Here is a 15929-nt window from a genome sequence, read left to right on the forward strand (position 1 = left end):
GATCACCATCAATGCAGGGAGTCTATTATATTACACGTTTGGTCCGCGCCGCCGATCAGTAATGTCTGCGTCCGCACCCCATTCGCCGTCTGTTGGATACCGTTCACCAACTCGCCGCCCGTCACGCCCGTAGCGCTAAAGAGGATATCGTTCCCCCTCACCAGTTCATCGAGCGAGTACACACGGTTAACGTCAACGCCCATTGCCTTGCAACGCTTGCTCTCCTGCTCTGCAATCTGCCGATTTTCCGTGTAATCCCCTTTAGCCTGACAAAAGTCAATCAGCTCGGCCTGCATATCCCCGCCTAATGCTTTAACGGCACAGGCAGAAATCACGCCTTCTGGCGCACCGCCGATGGTGTACATCACATCGTAAGGATTATCCTGCCAGCAGGTCAGCACGCTGGCGGCGACATCGCCATCCGGCAGGGCAAAAACCTTCACGCCCAGCTGTGTTGCTTCCTCAATCGCGGCACTCAGGCGCGGTTTATCCAGCGTAACCATGCGCAGCTTGTCCAGCGGTTTACCTAACGCCCGCGCCACGTTACGCAAGTTGTCCGCCAGAGGCAAAGACAGATCAATCACCCCGGCAGCCAGTCGATTAACAACCAGCTTTTTCATATACATATCGGGCGCATGTAACAGGCTATCCCGAGGGGCGAAAGCCATGACCGCCAGCGCATTGCTCTGCCCCATCGCCACCATCCGCGTGCCTTCAATGGGATCAACCGCGATATCGACTTCTGGCCCATCGCCTTTGCCCACCTCTTCGCCAATCCACAGCATCGGCGCATGGTCAATTTCTCCTTCGCCGATAACCACTCGTCCACGAAAAGCGACGTCGTTTAATGCCTGGCGCATCGCGGTGACCGCCAGGCCATCAATTTTATTTTTGTCGCCACATCCGGTTTGCGGCCAGGCAGCTAACGCTGCCTGTTCCGTAACGCGAAATAATGGCCACGCCAGGGACATCATTGCGCGGCCTCCCCGATATCAATGCCAAATTGTGCCAGCAGATATTTCTCGGCCTGTTCATTCCAGATGCCGTGCGTTTCCTCAACCAGCCGCGCCAACTCTTTAAATAGCGGATCGGTTTTGCCTTTTTCGGCAAAATCGGCAATGGCAGTGAGCGGCATGGTCACGCCGTTATAAATGAGTTTTTTACCGCCAGGGATATCCGGCAGATTGAGCACGGTATCTGGCACCGCATCCAGCCCACCGATATGCGTGACCATAAAGGACGGCTGCAACTGCCCCGTGGCGCTTAACGCAATCGCCTCTTTCATGTCGTCCGTTGAACCGCCGGATGTACCGACTACGTGCGTGCTGTTGTAATGGACGTTGTAGAAATTAAACGGCACTTTGAAGTTTTTATCCGTCGGCCCGGCAAAGAAGTTCAGACAGCCATCTTCCGCCAGTAATTCGTCAGCCATCTCAACGACAGCAGGCACCGCCGCATAAACAAAAATGTCATCGAACCCGACATCTCCTGTCAGCGCCCGCAGCGTCTGGACCGGATCGCTCATCCCTTTGGTATTCACATACACCAGCTCAATGCCTTTACTGGCCGCCAGATCCACCGGCAGCAGCTTCTGCACCTGCGCCAGGCGTTTGTCGTCGATATCGACCACCACCACCCGTGACGGTTGTATGCCACCGTTAATGGCGTAATCGATAGCGCCAATGCCCATCGGACCCGCACACGCCAGCAGTGCAATATTGCCGCCAGGTTTGACGCCCATGCGATGCTCATAAACATATTGCGTGGTGTGATAATTGGCATGATAAGCACCAATAATGCAGCACATAGGCTCTACCAGCGACGCCGCAGCAAAATAAGAGCCGTGATACGGTAATACGCAGCCCAAATTAATGGCGATTTCGGGAATAATCATATAGGTGGCGTTACCGCCAAAATATTCGTAGCTGTAGCCTGCTGAATATCCGCTTGGTAACCCCATCGCCGGTTGCAATACAAAACGCTGGCCTTTTTTATATTTGCCAGTGAGATTTTTACCCACTTCGACAATAACCCCGGCACATTCATGCCCGGTAATGACCGGATGATTTTCTAAATCGTCGGGTACGCGTTTATGTTCACTACCGAGTAACGCCGCTTTCCAGGTCGATAAACAGACGCTGTCAGAAATTACACTCACTAACAGTTCATTATCGGTAATTTCTGGCAGTTCAAATTCGCGCAGACGGACATCCCGCTTGCCATAAATAGCAGCAACTTTGGTTTTCATTTTTACCTCTGTAATCAGTGTTTATGTTCGGCGGTTAATTGATTAAATAAAGTGTCGAGTTTTGGATCGCCAATATAGTTATTAATCAATATCAGCGGTTTATCCGTCACACGTTTCACGCGCCCTTCCAGACTGGCGTGAGTGACGACGATATCGGCATCCGCAGGCACGTTTTCTATCGCGTAATGTTTTACTTCTATTGCCAGCCCCGCTTTTTCCAGGCGTTTACGGAAGGTGGTCGCGCCCATCGCACTGGAGCCCATCCCCGTATCGCAAACAAAGGCGATACGCTTAACCCTGCTTAACGAGAATGCACCCTCTTGTTTCATCGCCTTAACCGCATTGGTTGACTGAGCAAACTCATCTTCGCTCTCCGTTTCCACCGTTTTTTCCATCTTCAGTATCAGCGAAGTAATAGCAAAGGACACCAGGGTACCTACCGTAACACCGGCAATTGTCGCCAGGAACGAGCCTTTCGGCGTCAGTGCCAGGTAAGCAAAGATAGACCCCAGACTTGGGCCAGCCACCAGACCACCGTCCAGTAAGTTAAACATCCAGGTACCAGACATACCGCCCGCAATCATGGCAATAATAGTCAGCGGCTTCATCAGCACATATGGGAAATACAGTTCGTGGATCCCACCGAGGAAGTGAATAATCATCGCCCCGGGCGCAGAACGTTTACTCATCCCTTTACCAAACAAGGTAAACGCCAGCAGCAGCCCCAGGCCCGGACCTGGGTTAGAGGCCACCATAAAGAAGATGGATTTACCGTTAACCGAAGCCTGTTGCATTCCCAGCGGATAATAGACGCCCTGATCGATCGCATTATTAAGGAAAAGCACTTTCGCCGGTTCATTGATGACTGACAGCAGAGGCAGATAACCCGCATGTACCAGCGCCTCGATACACTCTTTGACGAAAGTATTGGCAATTAACACCGCCGGGCCGATCACTTCAAAACCCAGCAGACAAAGGAGCATCCCCGCGATACCTAATGAGAAGTTATTGATAACCATCTCAAAACCGGCAGGTATGCGTTTTTCCAGTGCCTTATCGACATATTTTATGACCAACCCACCGAGCGGCCCCATGATCATTGAGCCAAGGAACATCGGGATCTCTGCGCCAACGATCACACCAATAGTACCTATTCCGCCCATGACCGCCCCGCGTTTACCGCCGACCAGATGACCACCTGTAGAACCAATCATCACGGGCAATAAATAGGTAATCATCGGGCCGACAATTTTGGCGAAATGTTCGTTAGGCAGCCAACCGGTGGGAATAAATAACGCAGTAATAAAACCCCAGGCAATAAAAGCACCAATATTGGGGATGACCATTGCAGTCAAAAAGCCCCCAAAAGCCTGGACCTTTGCACGAGCAGACTTGTTTTCCATAATATTATCCTGTAGAGGAGAGAGTAATTATCTGTGGCTGATAATGTCCGCTAATTGTTTTTCTGATGATGCTGTTAAGAGTTGTTCGAGTATTTCTTCTTCGCACAGTAATTCACTTAACGCCTGAATAGCGCCAATGTGCGAATCGGCATCGGCAGCAGAGAGTCCGATGAGTAATTTAATTGGTTCGTCATTCCCCGGAAAATAAACACCTTGTTCAAGTAATGTCAAAGACATCCCGGTTTTAAGCGCCCCACATTCCGGTCGCGCATGAGGCATTGCCACGCCTGGTGCGAGAATATAATAAGGGCCATTGTTAATGGTGGAATCTTTAATTGCCTGAATGTAATTCTCGCTGATATAGTTTTTATCCAGCAATGATACCATCGAGAAATCGATAGCTTCCTGCCAATCTTTTGCTGAATGTATAACTGAGATTGATGATTCTGGAAAATAGTCACTAAGCCGCATAAATTATCCTTATTTTATTTTTAGGGTACCGTCCGGCGGTAAAAATAAAATACTCGTGCGGTTTAATGAAAGCAATTGAGCAGGGAAACCGGTGTTTTGAAAACAGTGAATTATTAATTTCTTATATAACATTGAGTTATAGATATAACAACAAATGTCAATACGCATATCGTGATGCATATTACATAATTGATATTTATTGCATATAAATATTTGTGATCTGCAACACGCTTTATCTATTGCTTGTCCGCAAACGGACATATCAAGGTAATAAAAAAGGTCGCCGAAGCGACCTTTTTACCCGAAATGCTAATTACAGCAGTTCTTTTGCTTTCGCAACGACGTTGTCGACGGTGAAGCCGAACTCTTCGAACAGCAACTCTGCCGGAGCTGACTCACCGAAGGTGGTCATACCGATGATAGCGCCATTCAGGCCAACATACTTGTACCAGTAGTCAGCAATACCCGCTTCTACCGCAACGCGTGCAGTAACCGCTTTCGGCAGTACGGATTCACGGTAAGCAGCATCCTGCTTGTCAAATGCGTCGGTAGACGGCATGGACACCACGCGCGCTTTCACGCCTTCGGCAGTCAGTTTTTCGTAGGCAGCAACAGCCAGTTCAACTTCTGAACCGGTAGCGATGAAAATCAGTTCCGGCTGACCGGCGCAGTCTTTCAGCACATAACCACCGCGCGCGATGTTTGCCAGTTGCTCTTCAGTTCGTTCCTGCTGCGCCAGGTTCTGACGGGAGAGGATCAGTGCGGTCGGGCCGTCCTGACGCTCAACACCGTATTTCCACGCGACCGCGGATTCAACCTGGTCACACGGACGCCATGTAGACATGTTCGGGGTTACGCGCAGAGAAGCGACCTGCTCTACCGGCTGGTGAGTCGGGCCATCTTCGCCCAGACCGATGGAGTCGTGGGTGTAAACCATCACCTGACGCTGTTTCATCAGCGCAGCCATACGTACGGCGTTACGTGCGTATTCCACGAACATCAGGAAGGTGGAGGTGTACGGCAGGAAACCACCGTGCAGGGAGATACCGTTAGCAATCGCGGTCATACCGAACTCGCGAACACCGTAGTGGATGTAGTTACCCGCAGCATCTTCGTTGATTGCTTTAGAACCAGACCACAGGGTCAGGTTAGACGGTGCCAGGTCAGCAGAACCGCCGAGGAATTCCGGCAACAGCGGACCGAAAGCTTCGATAGCATTCTGAGACGCTTTACGGCTGGCGATTTTCGCCGGGTTAGCCTGCAGTTTAGCAATGAACTCTTTTGCTTTCGCGTCGAAGTCAGACGGCATTTCGCCTTTCATACGGCGGGTAAATTCAGCGGCTTCCTGCGGATAAGCTTTCGCGTAAGCAGCGAATTTCTCGTTCCATGCGGATTCTTTCGCCTGGCCTGCTTCTTTCGCATCCCACTGAGCATAGATTTCAGACGGGATTTCGAACGGTGCATATTTCCAGCCCAGCTGTTCGCGGGTCAGGGCAATTTCAGCGTCGCCCAGCGGCGCACCGTGGGAGTCGTGAGTACCGGCTTTGTTCGGGGAACCGAAACCGATGATGGTTTTGCACATCAGCAGGGACGGTTTGTCAGTCACTGCGCGCGCTTCTTCTACTGCGCGTTTGATGGATGCCGCGTCATGACCGTCGATGTCGCGAATAACGTGCCAGCCGTAAGCTTCGAAACGCATTGCGGTGTCGTCGGTGAACCAGCCTTCAACGTGACCATCAATAGAGATACCGTTGTCATCGTAGAACGCAATCAGTTTACCCAGCTTCAGCGTACCCGCCAGAGAGCAAACTTCGTGGGAGATGCCTTCCATCATGCAGCCGTCGCCCATGAAGGCGTAGGTGTAGTGGTCGACAATGTCGTGGCCCGGACGGTTAAACTGCGCCGCCAGCGTTTTTTCTGCAATCGCCATACCGACTGCGTTGGCAATACCCTGACCCAGCGGACCGGTGGTGGTTTCCACACCAGCGGTGTAACCCACTTCCGGGTGGCCCGGAGTTTTAGAGTGCAGCTGACGGAAGTTTTTCAGTTCTTCCATCGGCAGATCGTAACCGGTGAGGTGCAGCAGGCTGTAGATCAGCATGGAGCCGTGGCCGTTGGACAGCACGAAGCGGTCACGGTCAGCCCAGGACGGATTCTGCGGGTTGTGTTTCAGGAAATCACGCCACAGGACTTCGGCAATGTCAGCCATACCCATAGGGGCACCCGGGTGACCGGATTTGGCTTTCTGTACTGCGTCCATGCTCAGCGCACGAATAGCATTGGCAAGCTCTTTACGTGAGGACATTTTGACTCCAGATCGGATGATGAAGGGCACGCCCTTAACGACTTGACGACAGCGCGTTTTGGGCTACGCCGGAAAATTTGCCAACAATTTACCGCAAGCCGCGCGTCATGTACATGGAACATCCTTTTGCCGCTTCAGAAATCTCTGGATCATGCTCGCATGTTGCGCAATCTACTCGCCCGTCCGCTGCGCTTTTCCTTATACTGAGACTGAGCGTCGATTCACCTGCAAACGGCGCATTTTTAGAATAATCCTGACCTTGTGCGGAAGAGAAAACATGAAAATTCGCGCCTTATTGGTAGCAATGAGCGTGGCAACGGTACTGACTGGTTGCCAGAATATGGACTCCAACGGACTGCTCTCATCAGGAGCGGAAGCTTTTCAGGCTTACAGTTTGAGTGATGCGCAGGTGAAAACCCTGAGCGATCAGGCATGTCAGGAGATGGACAGCAAGGCGACGATTGCGCCAGCCAATAGCGAATACGCTAAACGTCTGACAACTATTGCCAATGCGCTAGGCAACAATATCAACGGTCAGCCGGTGAATTACAAAGTGTATATGGCGAAGGATGTGAACGCCTTTGCAATGGCTAACGGCTGTATCCGCGTCTATAGCGGGCTGATGGATATGATGACGGATAACGAAGTCGAAGCGGTGATCGGTCACGAGATGGGGCACGTGGCGTTAGGCCATGTGAAGAAAGGGATGCAGGTGGCGCTTGGTACAAATGCCGTGCGAGTAGCTGCGGCCTCTGCGGGCGGGATTGTCGGCAGTTTATCTCAATCACAACTTGGTGATCTGGGCGAGAAATTAGTCAATTCGCAATTCTCCCAGCGCCAGGAAGCAGAAGCCGATGATTATTCTTACGATCTTCTGCGCCAACGCGGCATCAGCCCGGCAGGTCTTGCCACCAGCTTTGAAAAACTGGCGAAACTGGAAGAAGGCCGCCAAAGCTCAATGTTTGACGACCATCCGGCATCCGCCGAACGCGCCCAGCATATTCGCGATCGCATGAGCGCGGATGGGATTAAGTAAAGCCTGGTGGTGTCGAACGTAGGTCAGATAAGGCGTTCACGCCGCATCTGACATTAATGGCACATTTGTTACCTTGTGCGCATTGCCGGATGCGATGCTGGCGCATCTTATCCGGCCTACGGGTGCCGAACGTAGGTCGGATAAGGCGTTCACGCCGCATCGACATTAATGGCACGTTTTACCCGTGCGCATCGCATCTGGTGCTTACTCGCCCTTTTTCGCCGCCTGAATATACAGCATCTCCAGCGCCAGCGTCGCCGCAGCCAGAGCGGTGATTTCCGACTGATCGTATGCCGGAGCCACTTCCACTACGTCCATCCCAACAATGTTGAGATCTTTCAGGCCGCGTACCAGTTTAATGGCGCGATCGGAGGTCAGGCCGCCAATCACTGGCGTACCGGTTCCCGGCGCGAAAGCAGGATCTAGGCAGTCGATATCAAAGGTCAGGTAAACCGGCATATCACCCACAATCTGTTTCACTTGGGCGATAACGTCATCCACGCTGCGATCGTTCACCTGGCAGGCGTCCAGCACGGTAAAACCGTTGTCTTTATCAAACTCGGTACGAATACCAATCTGCACGGAATGATTCGGGTCGATCAGACCTTCTTTCGGCGCGGTATAGAACATGGTGCCGTGGTCAAATTCACAACCGTTCGCGTAGGTATCGGTGTGGGCGTCAAAGTGTACCAGCGCCATTTTGCCGAAATGCTTCGCATGAGCACGCAGCAGCGGCAGCGTAACAAAGTGATCACCACCGAAAGAGAGCATACGCTTACCGGCAGCCAGCAGCTTCTCGGCGTGTGCCTGCAGTTTTTCGCTCATCTCACGGGCATCGCCAAAGGCATATACCAGATCGCCGCAGTCCACGACGTTCAGGCGCTCACGCATGTCGAAATTCCACGGGAAGCGATTGTGTTCCCAGGCAAGATTCGTCGAAACCTGACGGATCGCTGCCGGACCGTGGCGTCCCCCCGCACGACCAGAAGTGGCCATATCGAACGGCACACCAGTAATCACCCAGTCAGCATCGCTGTCATACGGCTGGAAGTTCATCGGCAGGCGTAAAAAACCAAAGGCGTTGGAAACCAGTGAGTTATCGTATTGATGACCTAAGGTGCTCATGGATGGACTCCTATTACAAAGTCGATATAAAAAAACCCTTCCGCGTCGTTAGGCCCGACGAGGAAGGGTTGGATTTGTCACAATAAATTGTGGCGGATTATCACCGCTAAATTAAGCGGATTCAAGTAATACGGACTTACTCATCTTCCAGATAAGTATAACCGTACAAACCTGCCTCGAACTCTTCAAGGAACTGTTGTTGCAGTTCAGCATCAAGATCGGTTTTCTTCACTTGATCGCGGAACTGAGTTAACAGCGTTTTCGGATCGAGCTGCACATATTGCAGCATATCCGCAACGGTATCGCCTTCGTCAGACAGTTCCACTTCTACACTACCGTCAGGGAAGACGAACACGTCAACCGCTTCGGTATCACCGAACAGGTTGTGCATGTTGCCGAGGATCTCCTGATATGCGCCGACCATAAAGAAACCGAGCATCGGCGGATTCTCTGGATCGTACTCCGGCATTGGCATTGTCGTGGCAATACCATCACCATCAATATAGTGGTCGATAGCACCGTCAGAGTCACAGGTAATATCCAGCAGCACAGCGCGACGTTCCGGCACTTGATCCAGCCCTTCCAGCGGCAGAACCGGGAACAACTGGTCGATCCCCCATGCGTCCGGCATTGACTGGAACAGCGAGAAATTGACGTACATTTTGTCCGCCATACGTTCCTGCAGTTCGTCGATTATCGGACGATGCGCACGGTTTTGCGGATCCAGTTGCTTCTGCACTTCATGGCACATGCTCAGATAGAGTTGTTCTGCCCATGCACGTTCTTGCAGGCTAAAGGTGCCGGAAGAGTAGCCGATATGAATGTCGTGCAGATCCATCTGACTGTCGTGTAACCATTCACGCAGAGAACGGCGAGTTCCCGGTTCGTGCATCTCCTGCCAGGTTTCCCACATGCTTTGCAGCGCGCGCGGCGCATCTTCTGCAGGCGCGGTCGGCACCGTGTATTCGTTACGTTCCACGCCGATGATATTAGACACCAGCACGGTGTGATGCGCAGTCACCGCACGACCCGATTCGGTGATTACCGTCGGATGCGGCAGACCGTTTTCTTCACACGCATCACCAATCGCCCAGATGATGTTGTTGGCATATTCATTGAGGCCGTAGTTTACGGAGCAGTCAGACTGCGAACGGGTGCCTTCATAGTCCACGCCCAGACCGCCGCCGACGTCGAAGCACTGAATATTGACGCCCAGCTTGTGCAGTTCCACATAGAAACGCGCGGATTCACGAACGCCCGTGGCGATATCGCGAATATTCGCCATCTGCGAACCGAGGTGGAAGTGCAGTAGTTGCAGGCTGTCGAGACGCCCAGCTTCACGCAGCGTTTCAACCAGTTGCAGTACCTGAGTCGCAGCCAGGCCGAACTTCGATTTTTCCCCGCCGGAAGACTGCCATTTACCCGAGCCCTGCGAAGCCAGACGTGCACGCACGCCCAGACGAGGAACGACATTCAGACGTTCTGCTTCATCCAGCACAATGGCGATTTCTGACATCTTCTCAATGACCAGATAGACCTTGTGCCCCATCTTCTCGCCAATTAATGCCAGGCGGATATATTCGCGGTCTTTATAACCGTTGCAGACGATGACGCTACGGGTCATGCCAGCATGTGCCAGCACTGCCATCAACTCGGCTTTGGAACCGGCTTCCAGACCCAGCGGTTCGCCCGAATGAATCAGGGACTCAATCACGCGGCGGTGCTGGTTAACTTTGATCGGATAAACAAGGAAGTAATCGCCGTTATAGCCGTAGGATTCCCTCGCACGTTTGAACGCGGCGTTAATGGAACGCAAACGGTGCTGCAGGATCTGTGGGAAACAGAACAGTGCAGGCAGACGCTGACCCTGTGCTTCACGAGTTTTCACTAACTGCGCGAGATCGACGCGAGCTTCCGGGACGTCCGGGTCCGGGCACACGCTGATGTGGCCCAGCTCGTTAACGTCATAGTAGTTATTGCCCCACCAGGCAATATTGTAAGTACGCAGCATCTTGCTGGCTTCCTGGGAGCTCATTGCAACCTCCTGCATGGAGCGTAGTACACCGTGTTCGCCCGCTGACGAAGGCAAACCCATAGACATGTCGTCAGACATAGCGAACCTCAAATTATTTTATTAAGTGTAAAACAGTTAACGACTATCGCAGCCTGGAACTGCGATAACAACCCATAAGCACATGGATTTTCCAGCAGTGAATGCTGACGCTCCAACTGCGCAACCGGTTTCTTTTTCATAACATTATTAAGCACATAACCGAACGTAAGTGTGACAGTTCGGCGAAACCACGAGAAAACTCTTGTTTTTACAAGAGCGCCCTTGTTCAGTCCTCAGTAACTGTAACCAGCTCTTGAATCCTGAGAAGCGCCGAGATGGGTATAACATCGGCAGGTATGCAAAGCAGAGATGCAGAGTGCGGGGAACGAATCTTCACCAGAACGGTGAGACAGGTTAAGCAGCAGACTACGGTTCATTATTTCGTATCACCTCCACGGCCGCCTGTTAAGACGAACCCACAAGCCAAAACTCTGATTTCAACCCGGCTGGAAGTGGCAACACGAAAGAAACGTCGTGTGCTTTTTATTTAAGCCGCGCGCCGCGTTTTATACCCCACAATGGCAGAAAATTGCAAAATATAAATACGCAGAATGCCGGCATTGTCAGAAAAAATTTCCAGCCACGTTTTTAACAGAATGAGACACGATTCAAAAAAAAGTGGAAATCGGGTGAAGAATTGACCTAAAATAGCCATCTAGATGTTAATCCATCCATACCGATTAACACTCAGACTGCCAGTGTTTTTAACCTGCAGAGTCGTGGTAGGATCCGCTACCACAGAAAATCCACACAACAGTTTGAGCTAACCAAATTCTCTTTAGGTGATATTAAATATGGCAAAACACCTTTTTACGTCCGAGTCCGTCTCTGAAGGGCATCCTGACAAAATTGCTGACCAAATCTCTGATGCCGTTTTAGACGCGATCCTCGAACAGGATCCGAAAGCACGCGTTGCTTGCGAAACCTACGTAAAAACCGGCATGGTTTTAGTTGGCGGCGAAATCACCACCAGCGCCTGGGTAGACATCGAAGAGATCACTCGTAACACCGTTCGCGAAATTGGCTATGTGCATTCCGACATGGGCTTTGACGCTAACTCCTGTGCGGTTCTGAGCGCTATCGGCAAACAGTCTCCTGACATCAACCAGGGCGTTGACCGTGCCGATCCGCTGGAACAGGGCGCGGGTGACCAGGGTCTGATGTTTGGCTACGCAACTAATGAAACCGACGTGCTGATGCCAGCACCTATCACCTATGCACACCGTCTGGTACAGCGTCAGGCTGAAGTGCGTAAAAACGGCACTCTGCCGTGGCTGCGCCCGGACGCGAAAAGCCAGGTGACTTTCCAGTATGACGACGGCAAAATCGTTGGTATTGATGCTGTCGTGCTTTCCACTCAGCACTCTGAAGAGATCGACCAGAAATCGCTGCAAGAAGCGGTAATGGAAGAGATCATCAAGCCAATTCTGCCCGCTGAATGGCTGACTTCTGCCACCACATTCTTCATCAACCCGACCGGTCGTTTTGTTATCGGTGGCCCGATGGGTGACTGCGGTCTGACTGGTCGTAAAATTATCGTTGATACCTACGGCGGCATGGCACGTCACGGTGGCGGAGCATTCTCTGGTAAAGATCCATCAAAAGTGGACCGTTCCGCAGCCTACGCAGCACGTTATGTCGCGAAAAACATCGTTGCTGCTGGCCTGGCCGATCGTTGTGAAATTCAGGTTTCCTACGCAATCGGCGTGGCTGAACCGACCTCCATCATGGTAGAAACTTTCGGTACTGAGAAAGTGCCTTCTGAACAACTGACTCTGCTGGTACGTGAGTTCTTCGACCTGCGCCCATACGGTCTGATTCAGATGCTGGATCTGCTGCACCCGATCTACAAAGAAACCGCAGCATACGGTCACTTTGGTCGTGAACATTTCCCGTGGGAAAAAACCGACAAAGCGCAGCTGCTGCGCGATGCTGCCGGTCTGAAGTAATCTTTCTTCACCTGCTTTCAAAGGCCAGCCTCGCGCTGGCCTTTTTCTTTTACCTCACCGCGGTGGATAGGCATTCACGCCGCATCCGGCAAAAAGCTGCCCGCACAATAACATCATTCTTCCTCAACACGTTTTATCGCAAATTATCATCACTACTGAAACCGATTACACCAATAACACCAGCCAAATATTTGTAATATTTTCATATTATTATTCAGTTTTCACAGTTGTTACATTTCTTTTCAGTAAAGTCTTAATTGCAGATAACAGCGTTTAATCTATGATGATATAACTCAATTATTTTCATGCACTTAAACCATAACTAAGATAAATGTTAGTGTAAGCGATTACACTGATGTGATTTGCTTCACATCTTTTTACGTCGTACTCACCTATCTTAATTCACAATAAAAAATAACCATATTGGAGGGCATCATGCCTGACGCTAAAAAACAGGGGCGGTCAAACAAGGCAATGACGTTTTTCGTCTGCTTCCTTGCCGCTCTGGCGGGATTACTCTTTGGCCTGGATATCGGTGTAATTGCTGGCGCACTGCCGTTTATTGCAGATGAATTCCAGATTACTTCGCACACGCAAGAATGGGTCGTAAGCTCCATGATGTTCGGTGCGGCAGTCGGTGCGGTGGGCAGCGGCTGGCTCTCCTTTAAACTCGGGCGCAAAAAGAGCCTGATGATCGGCGCAATTTTGTTTGTTGCCGGTTCGCTGTTCTCTGCGGCTGCGCCAAACGTTGAAGTACTGATTCTTTCCCGCGTTCTACTGGGGCTGGCGGTGGGTGTGGCCTCTTATACCGCACCGCTGTACCTCTCTGAAATTGCGCCGGAAAAAATTCGTGGCAGTATGATCTCGATGTATCAGTTGATGATCACTATCGGGATCCTCGGTGCTTATCTTTCTGATACCGCCTTCAGCTACACCGGTGCATGGCGCTGGATGCTGGGTGTGATTATCATCCCGGCAATTTTGCTGCTGATTGGTGTCTTCTTCCTGCCAGACAGCCCACGTTGGTTTGCCGCCAAACGCCGTTTTGTTGATGCCGAACGCGTGCTGCTACGCCTGCGTGACACCAGCGCGGAAGCGAAACGCGAACTGGATGAAATCCGTGAAAGTTTGCAGGTTAAACAGAGTGGCTGGGCGCTGTTTAAAGAGAATAGCAACTTCCGCCGCGCGGTGTTCCTTGGCGTACTGTTACAGGTAATGCAGCAATTCACCGGGATGAACGTCATCATGTATTACGCGCCGAAAATCTTCGAACTGGCGGGTTATACCAACACTACCGAGCAAATGTGGGGGACAGTGATTGTCGGCCTGACCAACGTACTTGCCACCTTTATCGCAATCGGCCTTGTTGACCGCTGGGGACGTAAACCAACGCTAACGCTGGGCTTCCTGGTGATGGCTGCTGGCATGGGCGTACTCGGTACAATGATGCATATCGGTATTCACTCTCCGTCAGCGCAGTATTTCGCCATCGCCATGCTGCTGATGTTTATTGTCGGTTTTGCCATGAGTGCCGGTCCGCTGATTTGGGTACTGTGCTCCGAAATTCAGCCGCTGAAAGGCCGCGATTTTGGCATCACCTGCTCTACCGCCACCAACTGGATTGCCAACATGATCGTTGGCGCAACGTTCCTGACCATGCTCAACACACTGGGTAACGCCAACACCTTCTGGGTGTATGCGGCTCTGAACGTACTGTTTATCCTGCTGACATTGTGGCTGGTACCGGAAACCAAACACGTTTCGCTGGAACATATTGAACGTAATCTGATGAAAGGTCGTAAACTGCGCGAAATAGGCGCTCACGATTAATCTCCCCAAGCTTCCTCCCATCGCGGAGGAAGCCACCTCTTGCAGTCATCTTTTCTTCGCTCTATCCTCTGCCGCTATGAAAACATCCCGTCTCCCTATCGCCATCCAACAGGCCGTTATGCGTCGCCTGCGGGAAAAACTCGCCCAGGCTAACCTGAAATTGGGGCGTAACTACCCGGAGCCAAAACTCTCTTATACCCAGCGCGGCACCTCCGCCGGAACAGCCTGGCTGGAAAGCTATGAAATCCGCCTCAATCCCGTTTTGCTGTTGGAAAACAGTGAAGCCTTTATTGAAGAAGTGGTGCCGCACGAACTGGCACATTTGCTGGTATGGAAACATTTCGGGCGCGTAGCACCACATGGCAAAGAGTGGAAGTGGATGATGGAAAACGTGCTGGGTGTTCCCGCCCGTCGTACGCATCAGTTCGAACTGCAATCCGTGCGTCGCAACACCTTCCCCTACCGCTGCAAGTGCCAGGAGCATCAGCTTACCGTACGCCGCCATAATCGCGTAGTTCGTGGCGAAGCCGTCTATCGCTGTGTTCACTGCGGCGAACAACTGGTCGCAAAATAACCATCTGAACTATCAGGAACTTTCCTGATCTGGCTGATTGCATACCAAAACAACTTTCGCTACGTTGCTGGCTCGTTTTAACACGGAGTAAGTGATGTACCGTTATTTGTCTATTGCTGCGGTGGTACTGAGCGCAGCATTTTCCGGCCCGGCGTTGGCCGAAGGTATCAATAGTTTTTCTCAGGCGAAAGCCGCGGCGGTAAAAGTCCACGCTGACGCGCCCGGTACGTTTTATTGCGGATGTAAAATTAACTGGCAGGGCAAAAAAGGCGTTGTTGATCTGCAATCGTGCGGCTATCAGGTGCGCAAAAATGAAAACCGAGCCAGCCGCGTAGAGTGGGAACACGTCGTTCCCGCCTGGCAGTTCGGTCACCAGCGCCAGTGCTGGCAGGACGGTGGACGTAAAAACTGCGCTAAAGATCCGGTCTATCGCAAGATGGAAAGCGATATGCATAACCTGCAGCCGTCAGTCGGTGAGGTGAATGGCGATCGCGGCAACTTTATGTACAGCCAGTGGAATGGCGGCGAAGGCCAGTACGGTCAATGCGCCATGAAGGTCGATTTCAAAGAAAAAGCTGCCGAACCACCAGCGCGTGCACGCGGTGCCATTGCGCGCACCTACTTCTATATGCGCGACCAATACAACCTGACACTCTCTCGCCAGCAAACGCAGCTGTTCAACGCATGGAACAAGATGTATCCGGTTACCGACTGGGAGTGCGAGCGCGATGAACGCATCGCGAAGGTGCAAGGCAATCATAACCCGTATGTGCAACGCGCTTGCCAGGCGCGAAAGAGCTAACCTACACTAGCGGGACTCTTTTTGTTAACCCCTACCCCACGCGTACAACCGCGTGGGGAGACGACGCGGATTT

14 protein-coding genes and 1 pseudogene are annotated in these 15929 nt (G+C 51.8%); 5 read left to right on the forward strand and 10 right to left on the reverse strand.

Annotation, left to right across the window (positions count from 1 at the left end; all coding sequences use genetic code 11):
• Nucleotides 1-8: 8 nt before the first annotated feature.
• The 5 genes from glpX to tkt all read right to left on the reverse strand — a co-directional run bounded on the left by glpX (nucleotide 9) and on the right by tkt (nucleotide 6427).
• On the reverse strand, nucleotides 9-974 hold the full coding sequence (gene glpX / locus BHE85_RS26200) for a class II fructose-bisphosphatase (RefSeq protein WP_000987291.1): 966 nt from the start codon (nucleotides 972-974) through the stop codon (nucleotides 9-11).
• The gene (locus BHE85_RS26205; protein ID WP_000853236.1) at nucleotides 971-2248 is read right to left on the reverse strand and encodes a zinc-binding dehydrogenase; all 1278 of its coding nucleotides are present in this window, start codon (nucleotides 2246-2248) and stop codon (nucleotides 971-973) included. Before BHE85_RS26205 ends, glpX begins: the two co-directional genes overlap by 4 nt.
• 14 nt (nucleotides 2249-2262) lie before the next feature.
• The gene (gene cmtA, locus BHE85_RS26210) at nucleotides 2263-3651 is read right to left on the reverse strand and encodes a PTS mannitol transporter subunit IICB (RefSeq protein WP_000428796.1); all 1389 of its coding nucleotides are present in this window, start codon (nucleotides 3649-3651) and stop codon (nucleotides 2263-2265) included.
• 27 nt (nucleotides 3652-3678) lie between these two features.
• Nucleotides 3679-4122, reverse strand: a complete 444-nt coding sequence (cmtB, locus tag BHE85_RS26215) for a PTS mannitol transporter subunit IIA (protein ID WP_001239649.1) — start codon at nucleotides 4120-4122, stop codon at nucleotides 3679-3681.
• A gap of 313 nt (nucleotides 4123-4435) precedes the next feature.
• Entirely contained in the window at nucleotides 4436-6427 is a 1992-nt protein-coding gene (tkt, locus tag BHE85_RS26220) for a transketolase (RefSeq protein WP_000098609.1), read from the reverse strand.
• Nucleotides 6428-6704: 277 nt separating this feature from the next.
• On the opposite strand from tkt, the gene loiP reads away from it, so the two are divergent.
• Nucleotides 6705-7463 carry a metalloprotease LoiP gene (gene loiP / locus BHE85_RS26225; protein WP_000701842.1) on the forward strand — a complete coding sequence of 253 codons (759 nt, stop codon included), beginning with the start codon at nucleotides 6705-6707 and terminating at the stop codon, nucleotides 7461-7463.
• A 204-nt stretch (nucleotides 7464-7667) separates the two neighbouring features.
• Here loiP and speB read toward each other — a convergent pair whose 3' ends face one another.
• The 5 genes and pseudogenes from speB to yqgD all read right to left on the reverse strand — a co-directional run bounded on the left by speB (nucleotide 7668) and on the right by yqgD (nucleotide 11440).
• A complete protein-coding gene (gene speB / locus BHE85_RS26230; RefSeq protein WP_000105566.1) occupies nucleotides 7668-8588 on the reverse strand; it encodes an agmatinase in 921 nt (306 codons plus the stop codon).
• Nucleotides 8589-8724: 136 nt separating this feature from the next.
• Complete coding sequence (speA, locus tag BHE85_RS26235) at nucleotides 8725-10701, reverse strand: biosynthetic arginine decarboxylase (protein ID WP_001295380.1); 1977 nt, start codon at nucleotides 10699-10701, stop codon at nucleotides 8725-8727.
• A gap of 8 nt (nucleotides 10702-10709) precedes the next feature.
• Nucleotides 10710-10841, reverse strand: coding sequence for an acid stress response protein YqgB (yqgB, locus tag BHE85_RS26240; RefSeq protein ID WP_001297406.1), 132 nt, complete (start codon nucleotides 10839-10841; stop codon nucleotides 10710-10712).
• Nucleotides 10842-10934: 93 nt separating this feature from the next.
• Complete coding sequence (gene yqgG, locus BHE85_RS28160; protein WP_005043917.1) at nucleotides 10935-11078, reverse strand: protein YqgG; 144 nt, start codon at nucleotides 11076-11078, stop codon at nucleotides 10935-10937.
• Between the two features lie 110 nt (nucleotides 11079-11188).
• Nucleotides 11189-11440: pseudogene (yqgD, locus tag BHE85_RS28165) on the reverse strand (protein YqgD).
• Between the two features lie 55 nt (nucleotides 11441-11495).
• Between yqgD and metK the strand changes: the two are divergent.
• The 4 genes from metK to endA all read left to right on the forward strand — a co-directional run bounded on the left by metK (nucleotide 11496) and on the right by endA (nucleotide 15856).
• A complete protein-coding gene (gene metK / locus BHE85_RS26255; RefSeq protein WP_001062133.1) occupies nucleotides 11496-12650 on the forward strand; it encodes a methionine adenosyltransferase in 1155 nt (384 codons plus the stop codon).
• A 435-nt stretch (nucleotides 12651-13085) separates the two neighbouring features.
• Complete coding sequence (galP, locus tag BHE85_RS26260; protein ID WP_001112301.1) at nucleotides 13086-14480, forward strand: galactose/proton symporter; 1395 nt, start codon at nucleotides 13086-13088, stop codon at nucleotides 14478-14480.
• Between the two features lie 76 nt (nucleotides 14481-14556).
• Nucleotides 14557-15054, forward strand: a complete 498-nt coding sequence (locus tag BHE85_RS26265; RefSeq protein ID WP_001300769.1) for a SprT family zinc-dependent metalloprotease — start codon at nucleotides 14557-14559, stop codon at nucleotides 15052-15054.
• Between the two features lie 94 nt (nucleotides 15055-15148).
• Nucleotides 15149-15856, forward strand: a complete 708-nt coding sequence (gene endA, locus BHE85_RS26270) for a deoxyribonuclease I (RefSeq protein WP_000286500.1) — start codon at nucleotides 15149-15151, stop codon at nucleotides 15854-15856.
• The last annotated feature ends 73 nt before the right edge of the window (nucleotides 15857-15929 follow it).

Origin of the sequence: Shigella sp. FC1567 (assembly GCF_001743015.1) — a bacterium.
Lineage (GTDB): Bacteria > Pseudomonadota > Gammaproteobacteria > Enterobacterales > Enterobacteriaceae > Escherichia > Escherichia coli.

What these genes read in the sequence shown, in the direction of transcription:
- glpX (WP_000987291.1), bottom strand. Translation starts at nt 974, where the DNA reads ATGATGTCCCTGGCGTGGCCATTATTTCGCGTTACGGAACAGGCAGCG.
- BHE85_RS26205 (WP_000853236.1), bottom strand. Translation starts at nt 2,248, where the DNA reads ATGAAAACCAAAGTTGCTGCTATTTATGGCAAGCGGGATGTCCGTCTG.
- cmtA (WP_000428796.1), bottom strand. Translation starts at nt 3,651, where the DNA reads ATGGAAAACAAGTCTGCTCGTGCAAAGGTCCAGGCTTTTGGGGGCTTT.
- cmtB (WP_001239649.1), bottom strand. Translation starts at nt 4,122, where the DNA reads ATGCGGCTTAGTGACTATTTTCCAGAATCATCAATCTCAGTTATACAT.
- tkt (WP_000098609.1), bottom strand. Translation starts at nt 6,427, where the DNA reads ATGTCCTCACGTAAAGAGCTTGCCAATGCTATTCGTGCGCTGAGCATG.
- loiP (WP_000701842.1), top strand. Translation starts at nt 6,705, where the DNA reads ATGAAAATTCGCGCCTTATTGGTAGCAATGAGCGTGGCAACGGTACTG.
- speB (WP_000105566.1), bottom strand. Translation starts at nt 8,588, where the DNA reads ATGAGCACCTTAGGTCATCAATACGATAACTCACTGGTTTCCAACGCC.
- speA (WP_001295380.1), bottom strand. Translation starts at nt 10,701, where the DNA reads ATGTCTGACGACATGTCTATGGGTTTGCCTTCGTCAGCGGGCGAACAC.
- yqgB (WP_001297406.1), bottom strand. Translation starts at nt 10,841, where the DNA reads ATGAAAAAGAAACCGGTTGCGCAGTTGGAGCGTCAGCATTCACTGCTG.
- yqgG (WP_005043917.1), bottom strand. Translation starts at nt 11,078, where the DNA reads ATGAACCGTAGTCTGCTGCTTAACCTGTCTCACCGTTCTGGTGAAGAT.
- metK (WP_001062133.1), top strand. Translation starts at nt 11,496, where the DNA reads ATGGCAAAACACCTTTTTACGTCCGAGTCCGTCTCTGAAGGGCATCCT.
- galP (WP_001112301.1), top strand. Translation starts at nt 13,086, where the DNA reads ATGCCTGACGCTAAAAAACAGGGGCGGTCAAACAAGGCAATGACGTTT.
- BHE85_RS26265 (WP_001300769.1), top strand. Translation starts at nt 14,557, where the DNA reads ATGAAAACATCCCGTCTCCCTATCGCCATCCAACAGGCCGTTATGCGT.
- endA (WP_000286500.1), top strand. Translation starts at nt 15,149, where the DNA reads ATGTACCGTTATTTGTCTATTGCTGCGGTGGTACTGAGCGCAGCATTT.